Source organism: Streptomyces sp. NBC_01549 (assembly GCF_026339955.1).
In the GTDB taxonomy this organism is placed as follows: Bacteria; Actinomycetota; Actinomycetes; order Streptomycetales; family Streptomycetaceae; genus Streptomyces.
Genome location: NZ_JAPEPW010000004.1, coordinates 716,029 through 729,493, shown reverse-complemented (window position 1 = coordinate 729,493; position 13,465 = coordinate 716,029). Strand labels below are relative to the sequence as shown.

The 13,465-nt window shown below is 68.2% G+C and carries 12 protein-coding genes and 1 pseudogene; 2 read left to right on the top strand and 11 right to left on the bottom strand.

Going from position 1 to position 13,465, the window contains the following annotated elements; all coding sequences use genetic code 11:
- Nucleotides 1-321: 321 nt before the first annotated feature.
- The 6 genes from OG819_RS54270 to OG819_RS54245 all read right to left on the bottom strand — a co-directional run bounded on the left by OG819_RS54270 (nt 322) and on the right by OG819_RS54245 (nt 8,371).
- A complete protein-coding gene (locus OG819_RS54270; RefSeq protein WP_266657306.1) occupies nt 322-2,115 on the bottom strand; it encodes an RICIN domain-containing protein in 1,794 nt (597 codons plus the stop codon).
- 129 nt (nt 2,116-2,244) lie between these two features.
- On the bottom strand, nt 2,245-4,002 hold the full coding sequence (locus tag OG819_RS54265) for a trehalase family glycosidase (RefSeq protein WP_266657304.1): 1,758 nt from the start codon (nt 4,000-4,002) through the stop codon (nt 2,245-2,247).
- Nucleotides 4,003-4,110: 108 nt separating this feature from the next.
- Nucleotides 4,111-4,953, bottom strand: a complete 843-nt coding sequence (locus tag OG819_RS54260) for a carbohydrate ABC transporter permease (protein ID WP_266657302.1) — start codon at nt 4,951-4,953, stop codon at nt 4,111-4,113.
- A complete protein-coding gene (locus OG819_RS54255) occupies nt 4,950-5,921 on the bottom strand; it encodes a carbohydrate ABC transporter permease (RefSeq protein ID WP_266657300.1) in 972 nt (323 codons plus the stop codon). Before OG819_RS54255 ends, OG819_RS54260 begins: the two co-directional genes overlap by 4 nt.
- A 20-nt stretch (nt 5,922-5,941) precedes the next feature.
- Nucleotides 5,942-7,189, bottom strand: a complete 1,248-nt coding sequence (locus tag OG819_RS54250; RefSeq protein ID WP_266657298.1) for an extracellular solute-binding protein — start codon at nt 7,187-7,189, stop codon at nt 5,942-5,944.
- Between the two features lie 150 nt (nt 7,190-7,339).
- On the bottom strand, nt 7,340-8,371 hold the full coding sequence (locus tag OG819_RS54245) for a LacI family DNA-binding transcriptional regulator (RefSeq protein WP_266635690.1): 1,032 nt from the start codon (nt 8,369-8,371) through the stop codon (nt 7,340-7,342).
- A gap of 427 nt (nt 8,372-8,798) precedes the next feature.
- Between OG819_RS54245 and OG819_RS54240 the strand changes: the two are divergent.
- Nucleotides 8,799-9,038 (top strand): annotated as a pseudogene (locus tag OG819_RS54240) (transposase); the annotation flags it as partial.
- Here the strand turns inward: OG819_RS54240 and OG819_RS54235 are convergent.
- From OG819_RS54235 to OG819_RS54220, 5 genes are all read right to left on the bottom strand, one after another.
- Nucleotides 9,023-9,433, bottom strand: coding sequence for a hypothetical protein (locus tag OG819_RS54235; protein WP_266657296.1), 411 nt, complete (start codon nt 9,431-9,433; stop codon nt 9,023-9,025). The pseudogene OG819_RS54240 and the gene OG819_RS54235 sit on opposite strands and share 16 nt — an antisense overlap.
- Nucleotides 9,337-9,615 (bottom strand): hypothetical protein, encoded by a 279-nt coding sequence (locus tag OG819_RS59445; RefSeq protein ID WP_353963277.1) that lies wholly within the window; start codon nt 9,613-9,615, stop codon nt 9,337-9,339. The genes OG819_RS54235 and OG819_RS59445 overlap by 97 nt, the downstream gene beginning before the upstream one ends.
- Nucleotides 9,524-9,715, bottom strand: a complete 192-nt coding sequence (locus tag OG819_RS54230) for a hypothetical protein (protein ID WP_266657294.1) — start codon at nt 9,713-9,715, stop codon at nt 9,524-9,526. The genes OG819_RS59445 and OG819_RS54230 overlap by 92 nt, the downstream gene beginning before the upstream one ends.
- Before the next feature lie 179 nt (nt 9,716-9,894).
- Nucleotides 9,895-10,797, bottom strand: coding sequence for an NmrA family NAD(P)-binding protein (locus tag OG819_RS54225; RefSeq protein WP_266657292.1), 903 nt, complete (start codon nt 10,795-10,797; stop codon nt 9,895-9,897).
- A 187-nt stretch (nt 10,798-10,984) separates the two neighbouring features.
- The gene (locus tag OG819_RS54220) at nt 10,985-12,574 is read right to left on the bottom strand and encodes an MFS transporter (protein ID WP_266657468.1); all 1,590 of its coding nucleotides are present in this window, start codon (nt 12,572-12,574) and stop codon (nt 10,985-10,987) included.
- 241 nt (nt 12,575-12,815) lie between these two features.
- On the opposite strand from OG819_RS54220, the gene OG819_RS54215 reads away from it, so the two are divergent.
- The gene (locus OG819_RS54215; RefSeq protein ID WP_266657290.1) at nt 12,816-13,439 is read left to right on the top strand and encodes a TetR family transcriptional regulator; all 624 of its coding nucleotides are present in this window, start codon (nt 12,816-12,818) and stop codon (nt 13,437-13,439) included.
- The last annotated feature ends 26 nt before the right edge of the window (nt 13,440-13,465 follow it).

The following is a 13,465-nucleotide window of genomic DNA, read 5'->3' as shown; positions in this document are numbered from 1 at the left end:
TAGCGGCGGTCGACGCCGAACCTCCGCACACGATCAGCCGAGGTGCAAAGCCGGTTGGTCGACGTCGAAGGTCCGGCAGGATCGACCTGGTGGAGATGAGGCCAGATCCCAAAGACTGAACCGCCCCGGGTTCGGTAGAGATCTCAGATTGTGGTCGTGACCTGGGGCTTCGTCAGCGGGCCACGGCATGCCCCTGCCGGCTCAGCTCGCGCCAGATCTTCCGGGCCCCATAGACGCGGTAGTTGGACGAGAACCGTTCCGGTTGAACGATGTGGAGGGGCATGTGGACTACCCCCTCCACATCGTCATGGGTGACGGCAGTCAGCTCTTGCCCAGCAGACGCCAGATCTGGTTCTTCTTGGTGCTCAGTACGCTCGCCGCGTCGCAGGTCCACTGGTGGATCTGCGCGCCGGCCGTGGTCGAGACGTTGCTGACGTCGACGCACTTGCCGCTGTGGACGGCGACCAGCTGGTAGTCGTGGCCGTTGCCGAGCGCGGTGACAGGGTTGAGGGTGAACTGCTGGTTGGTGGCGCCGTTGCAGGTGTACTGGATGACGGCGGCGCCGTCGGTGGTGGACGCTCCCGAGACGTCCAGGCACTTGCCGCTCAGTTCGTCGACCACGCTGTACGTGTTGGTCTTGCCGCTCACCGGCTTGAGATCGAGCATCTGCTGGTAGCCGCCCTCGCAGTAGTACTGCTGGTACTGCGTGCCGTTGGCGGTGGAGCGGTTGGTGTCGTCAAGACACTGGCCGCTGTTCTGACTGACGGCGACCGTGGAGACGGTGGTGTTGGACGGAGGCAGCAGAGTGACGGTGTAGCCGTCCTTGGCGTTCGTCCACGGGAGGCTCACCGAGGCGGCGTTGCCGCTGACCGTGAGGGTGGTGTCGGTGATCGTCTCCGGGCCGGTCACGGCGGCCCCGCTGTTGTAGGGGATGCGCTGGACGACGGCACGGACCTGGCTGTTCTGCACGACGGAGGTGGTGTTGAGTCCCGTCAGGTTGACGGTGACAGTGCCGGTGTTGCCGCTGCTGCCGAGCAGCACCTTGGCGTTGCCCGCCGAGTTGTCCTTGGTCGCCAGACCGTCGGTGCCGGTACCGGCGGTGAGCTTGACGATGTTGCCGGTCTGGGAGCCGTAGTAGCGGTACATGAACCACTCACCGAGCGGCAGGTACTGGCCGGCGCTGTTCTTGGTGAGCAGGTTGGCCTCGTTGTCGTGCAGGGCGGTCCCGGAGGCCCAGTTGCCGCGCAGACCGTCGGCGCCGGCCCGTTCCAGGCGGCCGATGAACCATGCGCCGCCGCCCGGGGACTGCATGGACAGGGTGGCGTACTCGTTGATCTGGTAGGCCCGGGTGTTGGTCAACCCGGCTGCGGCGAGAGTGGAGTTGGCACGGCCGACGTCGGTGGCGGGGTCGCCGGGTTCGTCGTGCCAGCTGTAGATGTCGGGGGCGACGTTGTTCGCCTTGACGTAGGCCAGGTACGTCGTCCACCAGCTGTTGGAGGAGTTCGGCTGGCCCGCGATGCTGGGACCGACGATGAGCTGGGCGGGGAAGGCTGCGCGCACCTTGGCGTAGAAGCGCGACCACATCTGCAGGTACTGCGTCTGCGACGCGCCCCAGAAGCCGCTGCCGTCGGGCTCGTTCCACAGGTCCCACTGGACCGTCATGTTGTTGGCCTTGACGTCACTGATGAGCTGGGTGGCGAAGGCGTCGAACTGCGTCCAGTCGCCGTTGTCACCGGGCCAGCCCTGACTGGTGGTGCCGTCGGCGCCCCACAGGTCGTGCGGCAGGAGGACGAACGTGCCACCGAGGGCGGCGGTCCGCTTGTACTGGGCCAGGGTGGAGGCCCACCGGGTCTGGTAGTCGGCGAGGCTGGTGGCGTAACCGCCGCTGTTGAGCTGGGCGCCCCCTGCCCGCATGAAGTGCCACTTGATGTCCGTGAAGAAGTGGTCCTGCGGCAGCGAGCCGTCCGGGGTCATCCCGTAGATCATCCCCGAGGCGTGGTACGTGGGGGCTCCTCCGGCGGTGGAGAAGTCGACGGTGACGGAGGTGTCCGCGGCGTGGGCCGTGGTCGCGGGGAGCGTGACGGCGGCGAACGAGGCGAGGAGCGCCGCGATCACGGCGGTCCTGCGGCGTCTCGGAACGGCTGGTCTGCCGGGGCGTCCGGCTGGGGAAAGGATGCGAGATATGCGCATGTGCGGGTCTCCCGAAGGGGGTGCTGCCCGGGCGCGAGTCGCCCAGGGGGTCTGTCAGCCGCCGACGGCCTCGGCGGTCTCGGCGCGCCTCAGCTCGTGGGCCTCGGCGAGGAGGAGGTAGCCGGCGGCGGTCCAGGTATAGGCGCGGTCGCGCAGACCTACGCCGGTGAGGGCGTCGAAGTTCTCCGCGAAACCCGAGGTCTCGCACAGGGCGCGGAAGCGGGTGCTGATCTCGTCCGCGAGACGGTCGTGGCCGGCCCGGCGCAGGCCGTCCTCGATCAGGACGGTGGACGGGGCCCAGATCGGCCCGCGCCAGTAGCCGTCGTCCAAGTAGTGCGGTGAGGTGGGCAGTTCGGTGGCGAGACCGTACGCGGTGAGGTGGGACTCGATGCGGTCGGCCAGTGCGTCGCCGATGCTCTGGGGCAGGTGCTCGCCGAGCACGACGGGCATCAGGTCGAGCAGGCTGGAGCTGGTCCAGGTGGCCCCGCCGTGTGCCGAGCGGGCGACGAACCGGTCGCCGGTCCACAGCTCGTCGAGCAGCGCCGCCTGCGTCGCGTCGGCCACTCGGGTCCACTTGCGCGCGTCGGCGGGCAGCCCCAACTCGTTTGCCAGACCGGCGAGTTCGCGCAGTTGGAGGACTAGGAAGGCGGCCAGGTCGGCGCTGACGATCACGCGTTCGGGGTCGAAGGTAGTGGCGTTGTCCCAGCCGCTGTCGTTGCCGTGCTGGTAGTGGGGGAGGGTGGCCCCGGGTGCGCGCCGCATGGTGAGCCAGAAGTCTGTCCAGCGGGCCAGCCGGTCGTACGTCTCGGTCAACTCCGCCTCGCCGAACGGGTCGGGGAGCCGTCGGCGCAGGTGGCGCAGGGCCCAGCCGTGGATGGGGGGCTTGACGAAGTTGTAGAGGATCTCGGAGTGGGCCACCGAGTCGGGCAGCGCACCGGTCTCGTCCTGGTGGTCGAAGGGCAGCGAGAACTGGTCCAGGGCGAGTCCGGGGCTTCCGGAGGCCAGGGCAAGGGCGTTGAAGCAGTGGTCCCAACTCCATACCTTGTCCATCCAGTGCTTCGACATCAGCACCGCGGGCCGGGTGACGAAGCCTTGCGGCCGGACGGTCGCGGACCACAGGACATACGCGGCGAGTTCGGCGGCGGGCGTGCTGGACGAGCGCCAGGGCGCGATGGTGTCGGCGAAGGAGGAGAAGGCGCTGTGCGCGGCGTCCACGACCTGGCCGAAGGGTGTCGAGGACGCGTACGGGCGGCGCGCGGTCTCGTACTCCTCGACCGCGACCTCCCAGGCTGCACCGGCCTCGGCGCCGATCGTGACACCTCGCACGGCGCTGCCCAGCGTCTGCGTGCCGGACGCTTCGGCCAGGGTCCCCGACAGCACGGTGACGCGGTAGCGCCGCCCGGTCTCGTACGAGGTGAACACATGCGCCCCTGTGCCGGGTTCGCGGTAGAAGTAGGTGCCGCTGAACGGGGTCAGCGCGGTCGCCGACGCGCCGATGTGCAGGCCCAGCCCGTCACCGCGCAGGCGTACGGTGTCCGGCGATTCGTAGGCGAGGTCGATGCGGCCTTCGCCGCCGGTCCAGCTGAGCAGGCTCGGTGTCGCGTGCGGGCTGGTGGCGGCGCGGTCGCCGGTGGCCATGTCGAGCGGAACGAGACACAGCACGGCGTGCATGCCGTTCTGGTGCGAAACGAGGTGAAGATCTTCGGCGTACGTCTTCTCCGCCACCACGGGCGAAATACCGAACCATGACCCGCGGGTGCTGAACGGGATGTCGTGGACGGAGAAGGCCGGGCCGAACGGGGCGGCGGTCATGAAGCGGGACTCGTTTCTGGAGCAGGGGTGATCGACTCATGGGCATGCAGGAATGACAGGCCGGCCGGCAAGCGGCCCGTGGGTGGACCGTGACGGGGCGGGGAGGAGTCAGTCTTTGACGGCGCCGGCGGTCACGCCTGCGGCGACGTACCGCTGGGCGAGGACCAGGATCACCGCGGCGGGCAGCGAGGCCACGACGGCGGTGGCCATGATGGCGTTCCACTCCTGGTTGTTGTTGCCGATGTAGTGGTAGATGCCGAGGGTGATCGGCTCGTGCGGGCCGCCGTTGGCGAGGGTGCTGGCGAAGACGAAGTCGGACCAGGACCACAGGAACGCGAACAGTGACACCGTGACGATGGCGTTGCGGCTCATGGGCAGCACGATCGACCAGAAGGTACGCATGGGCCCCGCGCCATCCGTCTTCGCGGCCTGGAGCAGTTCGCCGGGGATGCCGGACATGAACGCGGTGAAGATGAGGACGGCGAAGGGGACGGCCAGCGTGGAGTCCGCGACGATCAGGCCGGGCACCGACTGGAGCAGGCCGAGGCTGAGGTAGATGGCGTAGAAGCCCATGGCCATGATGATGCCGGGGATCATCTGGGCGACCAGGAAGAGGAAGCTGAGCACGCCGCCGCCACGCGGGCGCAGTTTGGCGAGTGCGTAGCCTGCGGGCGCGGCCAGTGCCACGGTGAGGACCACGGTGCCCAGACCGATGACGAGGCTGGTGCCGAGGTACGGCAACTGCTGGTCCAGGACGGCGCGGTACCCCTCCAGGGTCCCGTGCAGAGGAATCAGGTCCGGAGGGCTCTTACGCATGTCCTGGTCGCGAGTGAAGGACACGTTGAGCATCCAGTAGACCGGGAAGAGCATCACCGCGGTGAACAGCACGCCGATGGCCGTCTGCCACCACGTACGGCGGCGGGGGCCCGCGGCGATTCCAGCACTCGTCATGACAACCCCTGCTTCCGCTGGACCCTGACATAGACCAGTCCGAACACCAGGGCGGCGACCACAAGCAGGTTGCCGACGGCCGCTCCCGGACCGAAGGCCGGCAGCAGGTTGCCGAAGCCGAGCTGGTAGGACCAAGTGGCGAAGGTGGTGGACGAATCGGCCGGGCCGCCCTTGGTCATGATCCAGATGATGTCGAAGACCTTGAGCGTGTAGACCAGGCCCAGCAGCAGGGTGATCGCGGACACCGGGCGCAGCAGCGGGAAGGTGATCCGCCAGAACCGCTGCCAGGCGTTCGCCCCGTCGAGGGCTGCGGCCTCGTACAGACTCGCGGGGATGGACTGCAGGCCGCTGTGGAGGACCACCAGGTTGAACGGCACGCCGATCCAGATGTTCGCGATGATCACCGAGGCCAGCGACCAGCCCGGTGCGGTCAACCAGTTCACAGGCCCAACGCCGACAGCGTGCAGGACGGCGTTGACGACACCGGAGTCGCTGTTGAGCATCCACGACCAGGTGGACGCCGACACGATCAGTGGGAGGAGCCAGGGCACCAGGAAGAGGGCTCGCAGGGTCGCGGAGAGCCGAAAGCGCTGGTTGAAGAAGACCGCGAGGGCCAGGCCGATGGCGTACTGGGAGAACAGACACACAGCGGTGAAGACCACGGTGTGGACCAGGGCTGGGGAGAAGGTCGGATCGTCGAGGACGGTGCGGTAGTTCGCGAGGCCCGTGAAGGGAGCATCGCCCTGGACGAAGGACCGGACCGTGTAGTTGCGCAGGCTCAGGTCGATGTTGCGGTAGAGGGGGTAGGCGTAGAAGAGGACGAGGTAGAGGGTCACCGGGGCGAGGAAGCCCCAGGCGGCCCACTGCTGGGACGTGAGCCGGCGCCGTGCCCGGGGCGGTGCGGTGGGGGCCGCACCGCTGTGGTGGCGCACGGCCCGTCGGTGTGGCACTTGGGTCATGTGACTCATCAACTGGCCCTGATTTCCGATTACTTGACGGCAGATTGAGCGGCGGACAGCGCGTCCTTCGGCGACTTCGAACCGCTGAGCGCGGACTGGACTGCCTTCCACAACTGCTCGGAGATCTTCGGGTACTTGGTGCCCAGGTCGTCGCTGGTGCGTCCCTTGGCCGCCTTGACCGCGTCGACCCAGGGCTTCAGTTCGGCGTTCGCCGCGACCTGCTTGTCCTGGACCTCGGTGGTGGGTGCCACGTAGGACAGTGTGGTGTCGGTGTTGAGGAGGTTGTCGGCGCTGGTCAGGCAGGTCACGATCTTCTGTGACGTCGCGTAGCGGTCGGTCTTGCCCTGGACCGGGATGGTGACGAACTCGCCGCCGGTCGGGGCGGCCGCGTTGCCGCCGGCGGCTGCGGGAACGGGGATGACCCCGTAGTCGAAGCCGGCCTTCTTGGCGTTGGCGAGCTGCCAGGTACCGTTCTCGCTGAACGCGTAGTCGCCGGTCGCGAACTCCTGCCAACTGGTCGTCTGCGTGTTGTTGAGGACCGAGTTCGGGGCGTAGCCGCTCTTCAGCCAGTCCTTCCACAGCGTCAGGGCGGAGACCGCCTTGTCGGAGTCGAGCGCGGTCAGCTGGGCGCCCGATCCCCAGTACCAGGGCAGGAATTGGAAGGTTCCCTCCTCCGTGCCGATCGCGGAGAACGTGATGCCCTTCTTGCCCGCCTTCTTGACCTTCGCGAGCGCCGCCGTCAGCGACTTCCAGTCCTTGAGCGAGGCTATGTCCACCCCTGCCTGCTTCAGCACCGCCTTGTTGTAGTAGAGGGCGAGGGTGTTGGCACCGATCGGCATGCCGTACGTCTTGCCGCCCGCCTGTCCGGCCGCGAGGAGGTTGGTGTTCACCTTCGAGGTGTCCAGCTTGTTGTCCTCGGTCGTGGTGAGGACGCCGGCCTCGGCCAGGGTCGACACCACCGGGTTGTCGACGATGAGGACGTCCGCGGAGTTGTCCTGCTGGGCTGCCAGCAGTGCCTTGTTCGCCAGGTCGCTGGTGTCGAGCGCGGTCCGCTTGATTTTCACCCCGGCCTTGGTGCCGCAGGCGTCGAGCAGCTTCGCCCACGCGGAGCTCTTGTCGAACTGCGGGTACGGGTCCCAGATGGTGTACGTGCCGCTGTCCGCGGCCTTGGTGCCGGTGCCGCCCGCACCGGAGGAACAAGCGGTGGCGGTGCCTGCGACGGCGAGGACGGTCACGGTCGCGGCGGTGAGGCGGAGCCGTCTGACGGAGCTGTGCATTGCGCGTTCCTTCGTTTTCTGGCACGGGTGTGCCGAGGGTGGGTGACGAGGGGGGAATCGGGCATGCCGAACAGCCCGGGCGGTGCATACGGTGAGGGGGACGCACGCTGCCCGTGATCCGTGGTCAGAAGGTGGTGTTGATGGCCGACGTCAGGGGGCGTCGATGGACGGTGTGCCGGGGCCGGGCCCCGTGCTGGCACGTAGCGAGATCGGCGGCGCGAGCAGGTGGTGCCGGGGCGGCGCGTCAGGGTGGTCGATCCGCTCGACGAGGAGGTCGACGGCGTATCGGCCCATCTCCTCCGCCGGTACGTCCGCCGCGGTGAGCTGCGGGGTCACCGTCTCCGCCCACCGGCCGGCCACGACTCCGGTGACGGAGAAGTCGCGCGGTACGTCACGGCCGGCCTGGGCCAGTCCGCGGTACAGGCCGCCGAGGGCAGCCTCGTTGAGGGTGACCAGGGCCGTGGTGGTCGGGTCGTCGTGCAGGATCTGTTCCAGGCACGCCTGGCCGGACGCGGCGTCGTCCCCGCAGCAGTACGTCCGGACGGTCAGCCCGCGCTCGGCCGCGGCCTTGGTGAAGCCGTCAAGGCCGCGGTGGGCCGACTCGTATCCGGCCCGCAGCAACTGCTCGGGCCGGTTGACGAAGGCGACCCTGCGGTGGCCGAGGTCCGCGAGGTGATGGACGCACGCCGCTGCCAGCGCGGTGTGGTCCAGGCCGACCCACCAGGTGCCCTCGGGATGCGCGGTCCGGCCGATGGCTACGGAGGGGAAGCCGAGGGCTGCCAGGTGGTCGACCCGGTCGTCCTCCAGTCTGATCTCCATCAGGATCGCGCCGTCGACCCTCCGCTCCCCCAGCAGCCGCTGGAACGAGCGGTCGCTGTCAACGCCGCTGGGAGACAGCAGCACGTCGTAGTCGTGGGCCGCGGCCGCCTCCACCACGCTGCCGATGAAGTCGAGCTGCATTCCGGTGTAGTGGTTGCCGGCCGGCGGAAAGACCAGGCCGATCGTGTTGGTCCGACCGTTGGCCAGGGCGCGCGCACTGGCGTTGGGCCGGTAGTCCAGTTCGTCGATGACGCGCTGGATCTTCCGGCGGGTGTCCTCCGACACGGCGCGCTTGCCGCTCAGCGCGTAGGACACGGTGCTCCGCGAGACACCGGCCCGCCGGGCGATCTCACCGATGTTCACGGGCACTCCTTGGACGGATCGAACCGGTTCGATGTGCGGAACCAGTTGTCGAACCGGTTCGCGTGAAGTGAAGGTAGGAACAACCCCGGCGGCTGTCAACACATCTCGCCGCACTTCTCGTAACGGCCCCGAGATCCAGGAGGAGCTGCCGCAACTCCCCGTGTCGGAGGTATTGCTGGTGGATTTCCGCGGTGCTAGCTTCCCTCGAACCGGTTCGATAGAGCTCGGGTTCCCCCTCTGCATGAGCTGTGTCCTGCACCGGGGGCATCATCGAACCGGTTCGATCCGTCTCTTCCAGCGTCCGAACCCTCAGGGAAACCACGGAGATCTCAGTGCGACGAACGAGAACGACGGGAGCCGGCGCCCCGGTGGCGGCGATCCTCGCCACCCTGCTCGCCGCCCCCTTCTCTGGGCCGGTGGCGGTGGTGAGGGGGCCAAGTACTGGCTGCACGTGTTCACCGAGCTGAAGAACCGCGGCCTGGACGACGTGCTGGTGCTGGTCTGCGACGGGCTCAAGGGTCTTCCCGATGCTGTGGAGGCCGTCTGGCCTCGCACGATTGTCCAGACATGTGTGGTTCACCTGCTGCGCAATTCGTTCCGTTATGCCGCCCGTCAGGACTGGGACAAGGTCGCGGGGGCCCTCAAGCCCGTCTACACCGCACCCAGCGAGGATGCGGCGACGGAGCGGTTCCTGGAGTTCCAGGAGTCCGCTTGGCGACGCCGCGCGCCTTCGGCCCGGCGGGCGAGGGCGGCCTCCCGGTGAGGATTTCCCATCGCGTCCCAGAGGTTGTGCCGGTCCTCACGGCCGAAGCGCCAGAACGCGGGCCCGGCCGGGCCGTGCTCGCGCAGCAACTCCAGAGTGGTCGCCACGATCGGCATCTTCTCCTCGTAGATGCGGAAGCCGCCCTCTGCCCACCGGCCCTGCCAGTGCTCGCGGGTCAGTGCGGCGACCCGCTCCATCTGCTTCAGCGCGGACCGCTTGCCGACCTTGTGGACGACGAGCAGGACCGGCGGGTGCGACGCGTCGCCCCACCGGGGATCGGGCGCGGACCAGCGCGCCACATCGGCTTGTCCAGGCCGTCGGTGTCCTTGACCTTGCGGCGGTAGTGACGCATGTACTTGTCGAACTTGGCCGCGATGACGCTCGCGTCCTCAGTGCAGTTGTCGGCCTCCATGAAACAGCAGCGGCAGCCCGGCCTCCGGGGCGATGAGGACGATGTCGGCCCACGCGCATCCGGCGCCAGGGTTCTTCCACGTGCCCGTCGACGGGAGGGCAACTTCGGTGGCGTAGGAGGTGATGATGCCGATCCCGTCGGAGGCGTCGACACAGGCCTGCGGGGCCACGATGGCCCCAGGTACCGCGGTGAAGTACACAAACGCCGCACACCGGAACAGAGCGCTGCTCCGAATCCAACTGACGGGGCGACACCGCTCACGGCTACCTGACCGAACGTGGCCTTGATGCCAAGACGAGCCTCGGACATACGGGCACCTGCCCAGGACGGCGGCTGATCGGGGGTGGCTCAGCCCAGGTAGAAGTTCTTGCGGGCGGCCACGAACGCCTCGATCGACTGAGGAGGGACGCCCGTCACGCGCTCCACGCCGTCGGTCGTGCGGTCGTAGCGGTTGTCGCGGTGCAGCTTGGCCATGGTGATGACGTGCTGGACGACGTGCGGTGGCAGGCCCAGCTTTGGGAGCTGTTCCTCCCACCTCTGCGGGGGCAGGTCTACATAGGAGACCTCGCGGCCCAGCGCCCGGGAGAATTCCGTGGCCAGTTCCGTCATGTCGACCGAGCGCGGCCCGGTCAGCTCGTAGACCTGCCCGATGTGCAGAGCTGGATCGCGGAGCACGGTGGCGAGGACCCGTGCGACATCGTCCACGGCGACCGGTGAGGTGCGTCCGGTGCCGAACGGCAGGGCGATCGTGCTGTTTTCCTTGATCGTCCGGGCCGCCAGATCGGTGAACAGCGGAGTGTCCAGGAACACCGTCGGCCGGATGTGCACCACGGGCAGGCCGGACCAGTCCAGCACCTGCTCCGCCAGCCAGTGCAGCCGTTGCTGGTGGGACTCCTCGGTGCTGGTGGCGGTCATCTGCGAGACGGTCATCTGCGACAGGTCGACCAGGGCTTCCAGCTGTCCGTACTCCCTTGCTACGGAGGCCACCATGGTGGCCGCCAGCAGGTGATGCGGCGACACAGCCATCCCGAAGTACATTCGCGTCACACCCTGCAGTGCGGCCGCCACCGTTTCGGGCCGGGTCAGGTCGCCGACGACCACCTCCGCGCCGAGCGCCCGCAGCTCGGCCGCACGCTCGTCCTCGCGGCGCACCATGAAGCGCACCGGCACGTCCTGAGCACGCAGTTGCTCGAAGACCGTACGGCCCACGCCGCCAGCACCGGGGATGAGCACAAGGTTGTTGGTGACCATCAGTGGATCTCCTTCGTATGAGGTGAATGTCGGAGTCGAGGTGTGATCGGACCTGTCGGCGACGCGGCACGGGCTTCGCCCCCGCGAGAGCGCTCTTCGAAGGTTGTCTCGACCATCGCCTCGGGCGGTTGCGCGGGACGGCATTGGTCGGGCGGTCGCCTGCGGTGTGTCGCAGGCTGACGGGGGATCACTGCTGGGCTTCCAAGGTCTGGCGCTGGGATCTGTCGGCGCCGGCAGCCGCGGCGGCGGCCTTGCGCGGCAGAAAGACCAGCACGACGACGGCGCCGAGCAAAGCGACGGCCGCGGAACCTATGGCGGCGATGTGCATGGCGTGGATGAAGGCGTCGTTCGCGGGCCGCACCAGCGCTCGGCCAGCCGGTCCCATCTTCTCGGCGACAGCCAGGGTCGCCTGGACGGATTCACCTGCGGCGGGCCGGTCGGAGGGCGGCAACATGTCCAGGTGGCCGTTGATGCCGTTGCGGTAGCTGGTGGACAGCAAGGATCCCAGCATGGCGACGCCCATGGCCCCGCCGACCTGCCGGAAGGTGTTGTTGATCGCGGATCCGGAGCCGGCCTTCTCCCGCGGCAGCGACGACATGATCATGACCGTGGCAGGCGGCATCACGTGGGCCATCCCGGTGCCCATCAGGAAGAACAGCACTTCCAGCACCCAGATGGGAGTGTTCTGGCCCAGGAGCAGGAAGCCGGCGAAGGCCGCGGCGGTCAGGACCAGGCCCGTGGCGCACACGGCTCGGGCACCGAAGCGATTGACGACCAGCCGCGCGCGCGGGGCGAAGAACATCTGGGACGCGGCCAGCGGCAGCACAAGCAGCCCGGACTGCAGGACGCTGTAGCCGCGGACGCTCTGGTTGTAGAAGACGCTGAAGAACGTGACACCCATGAGGGCGAAGAAGACCAGCCCGATGGCGGCGACGGACGCGGAGAACCGCCGGTTGCGGAAGTACGTGACGTCGAGGGCCGGGTGGTCGCTGCGGGCCTCGTAGACCACGAAGCCGGCGAGGACCGCCAGGCCGGCGAGGATCATCGCCCAGGACTCGGGCCGGGTGAAGTCGCCGTACTGGCCGCCCTTGATGATGCCGTAGACCAGCAGCGCCAGACCGACGATCGACAGCAGCACGCCGAACGGGTCGAGCCTGCCGGGCTTGGGGTCCTTGGAGTCGGGGACGATCGCGGCCATCGCGGCCATCGCCGCGACCACGATCGGGACGTTGACCAGGAAGACCGAGCCCCACCAGAAGTGCTCCAGCAGGATGCCGCCGGTGATGGGGCCAAGAGCGATGGCGAAACCAACCACACCGGTCCAGATCCCGATGGCCTTGGGCTGCTCCTCGCGCTCGAAGACATTCATGATGATCGCGAGCGTGGCGGGCAGAATGAACGCGCCGCCGAAGCCCATCACGGCCCGGAAAGCGACGAGTTGCCCGGAGGACTCCGACATCGCGGAGAGCACGGAACCCACGCCGAACACCAGCATGCCGAAGAGCAGCACCTTCTTGCGGCCGAGGCGGTCACCGAGCAGGCCCGCGGTGAACAGCAGTCCGGCGAAGACCAGCGTGTAGGAGTTCACCGCCCACTCCAGCTGACTCTGGGTGGACCCGAGACCGGTGGGAGCGGGCTGGGCGATGGTCTTCATCGCCACGTTGAGGATCGAGTTGTCCAGCATCACCACCAGGAGGCTGAACAGCAGCACGGTCAAGATCGCCCAGCGTCGGCGGTGGACCGCCTCGGGAACCCTTTTTCCCTGGCTCGGCGGCACGGGCGGCGTGGACGCGGCGGGCGTCGAGGACTTGGTGGGGCCGGGCGGTGATGACACAGGAATTCTCCAGTGCTGTCAGTGATGATGCGATTTCGGAGCGGAGCACGCGGGCCTCGGATGGTGGAGGCGGCGCCAGGCCCTGCTCGGCCCGGCGGGCGATCCGGTTAATTAGATTTCGCATGACATCTAAACAAGAGCTACGATAGATGTCAAACGACATCCATCAGAGGAGAGTGATCCCATGGGGCGCGTGTCCCAGGCGCAGGCACAGGAAAACCGGCAGCGCGTCGTCGCCACCGCCTCCCGGATGTTCCGCGAGAAGGGCACCGCGGTGAGCGTCGCCGATCTGATGAAGGCCGCCGGGCTCACTCACGGCGGGTTCTACAAGCAGTTCGCATCGAAGGAAGACCTCGTCGATGAGGCCATCACTCACGCCTTCGAGAATCCGGCGCCCTACTCTGCGGCCGCAGCGGTCACGCCGGAGGAAGGTGAGGACCACGAGGCCGCCCGCCAGGCGATGATCGACGACTACCTCTCGATCTGGCACCGCGATCACGCCGCAGAAGGCTGCCCGGTCTCCGGATTCGCCGCCGACCTCGGGCGCGAGCCCGACCAAGCCGCCGGCGCCCGCGAGGTCTACATCAACGGGGTACGGAACCGCGCCGCCCGGTTGGCCACCGGCGACGACGACGGCCTGGCCCAGTTCTGTACCCTGGTCGGCGCCCTCGCCCTCGCCCGCGCCACCCGCGGCAACCCGCTCTCCGAAGAACTCCTGCAGGCCGCGCGAACAGCACTGACGGAGATTGACACCAAGGGATCCGAAGGGCCAGTTCCGGGGGCCAGCTCTCCTGCCACCACCGGATGACGATCCGGGCGTCGGCGCCGGCGTCC

What these genes read in the sequence shown, in the direction of transcription:
- OG819_RS54265 (WP_266657304.1), bottom strand. Translation starts at nt 4,002, where the DNA reads ATGACCGCCGCCCCGTTCGGCCCGGCCTTCTCCGTCCACGACATCCCG.
- OG819_RS54260 (WP_266657302.1), bottom strand. Translation starts at nt 4,953, where the DNA reads ATGACGAGTGCTGGAATCGCCGCGGGCCCCCGCCGCCGTACGTGGTGG.
- OG819_RS54255 (WP_266657300.1), bottom strand. Translation starts at nt 5,921, where the DNA reads ATGAGTCACATGACCCAAGTGCCACACCGACGGGCCGTGCGCCACCAC.
- OG819_RS54250 (WP_266657298.1), bottom strand. Translation starts at nt 7,189, where the DNA reads ATGCACAGCTCCGTCAGACGGCTCCGCCTCACCGCCGCGACCGTGACC.
- OG819_RS54225 (WP_266657292.1), bottom strand. Translation starts at nt 10,797, where the DNA reads ATGGTCACCAACAACCTTGTGCTCATCCCCGGTGCTGGCGGCGTGGGC.
- OG819_RS54215 (WP_266657290.1), top strand. Translation starts at nt 12,816, where the DNA reads ATGGGGCGCGTGTCCCAGGCGCAGGCACAGGAAAACCGGCAGCGCGTC.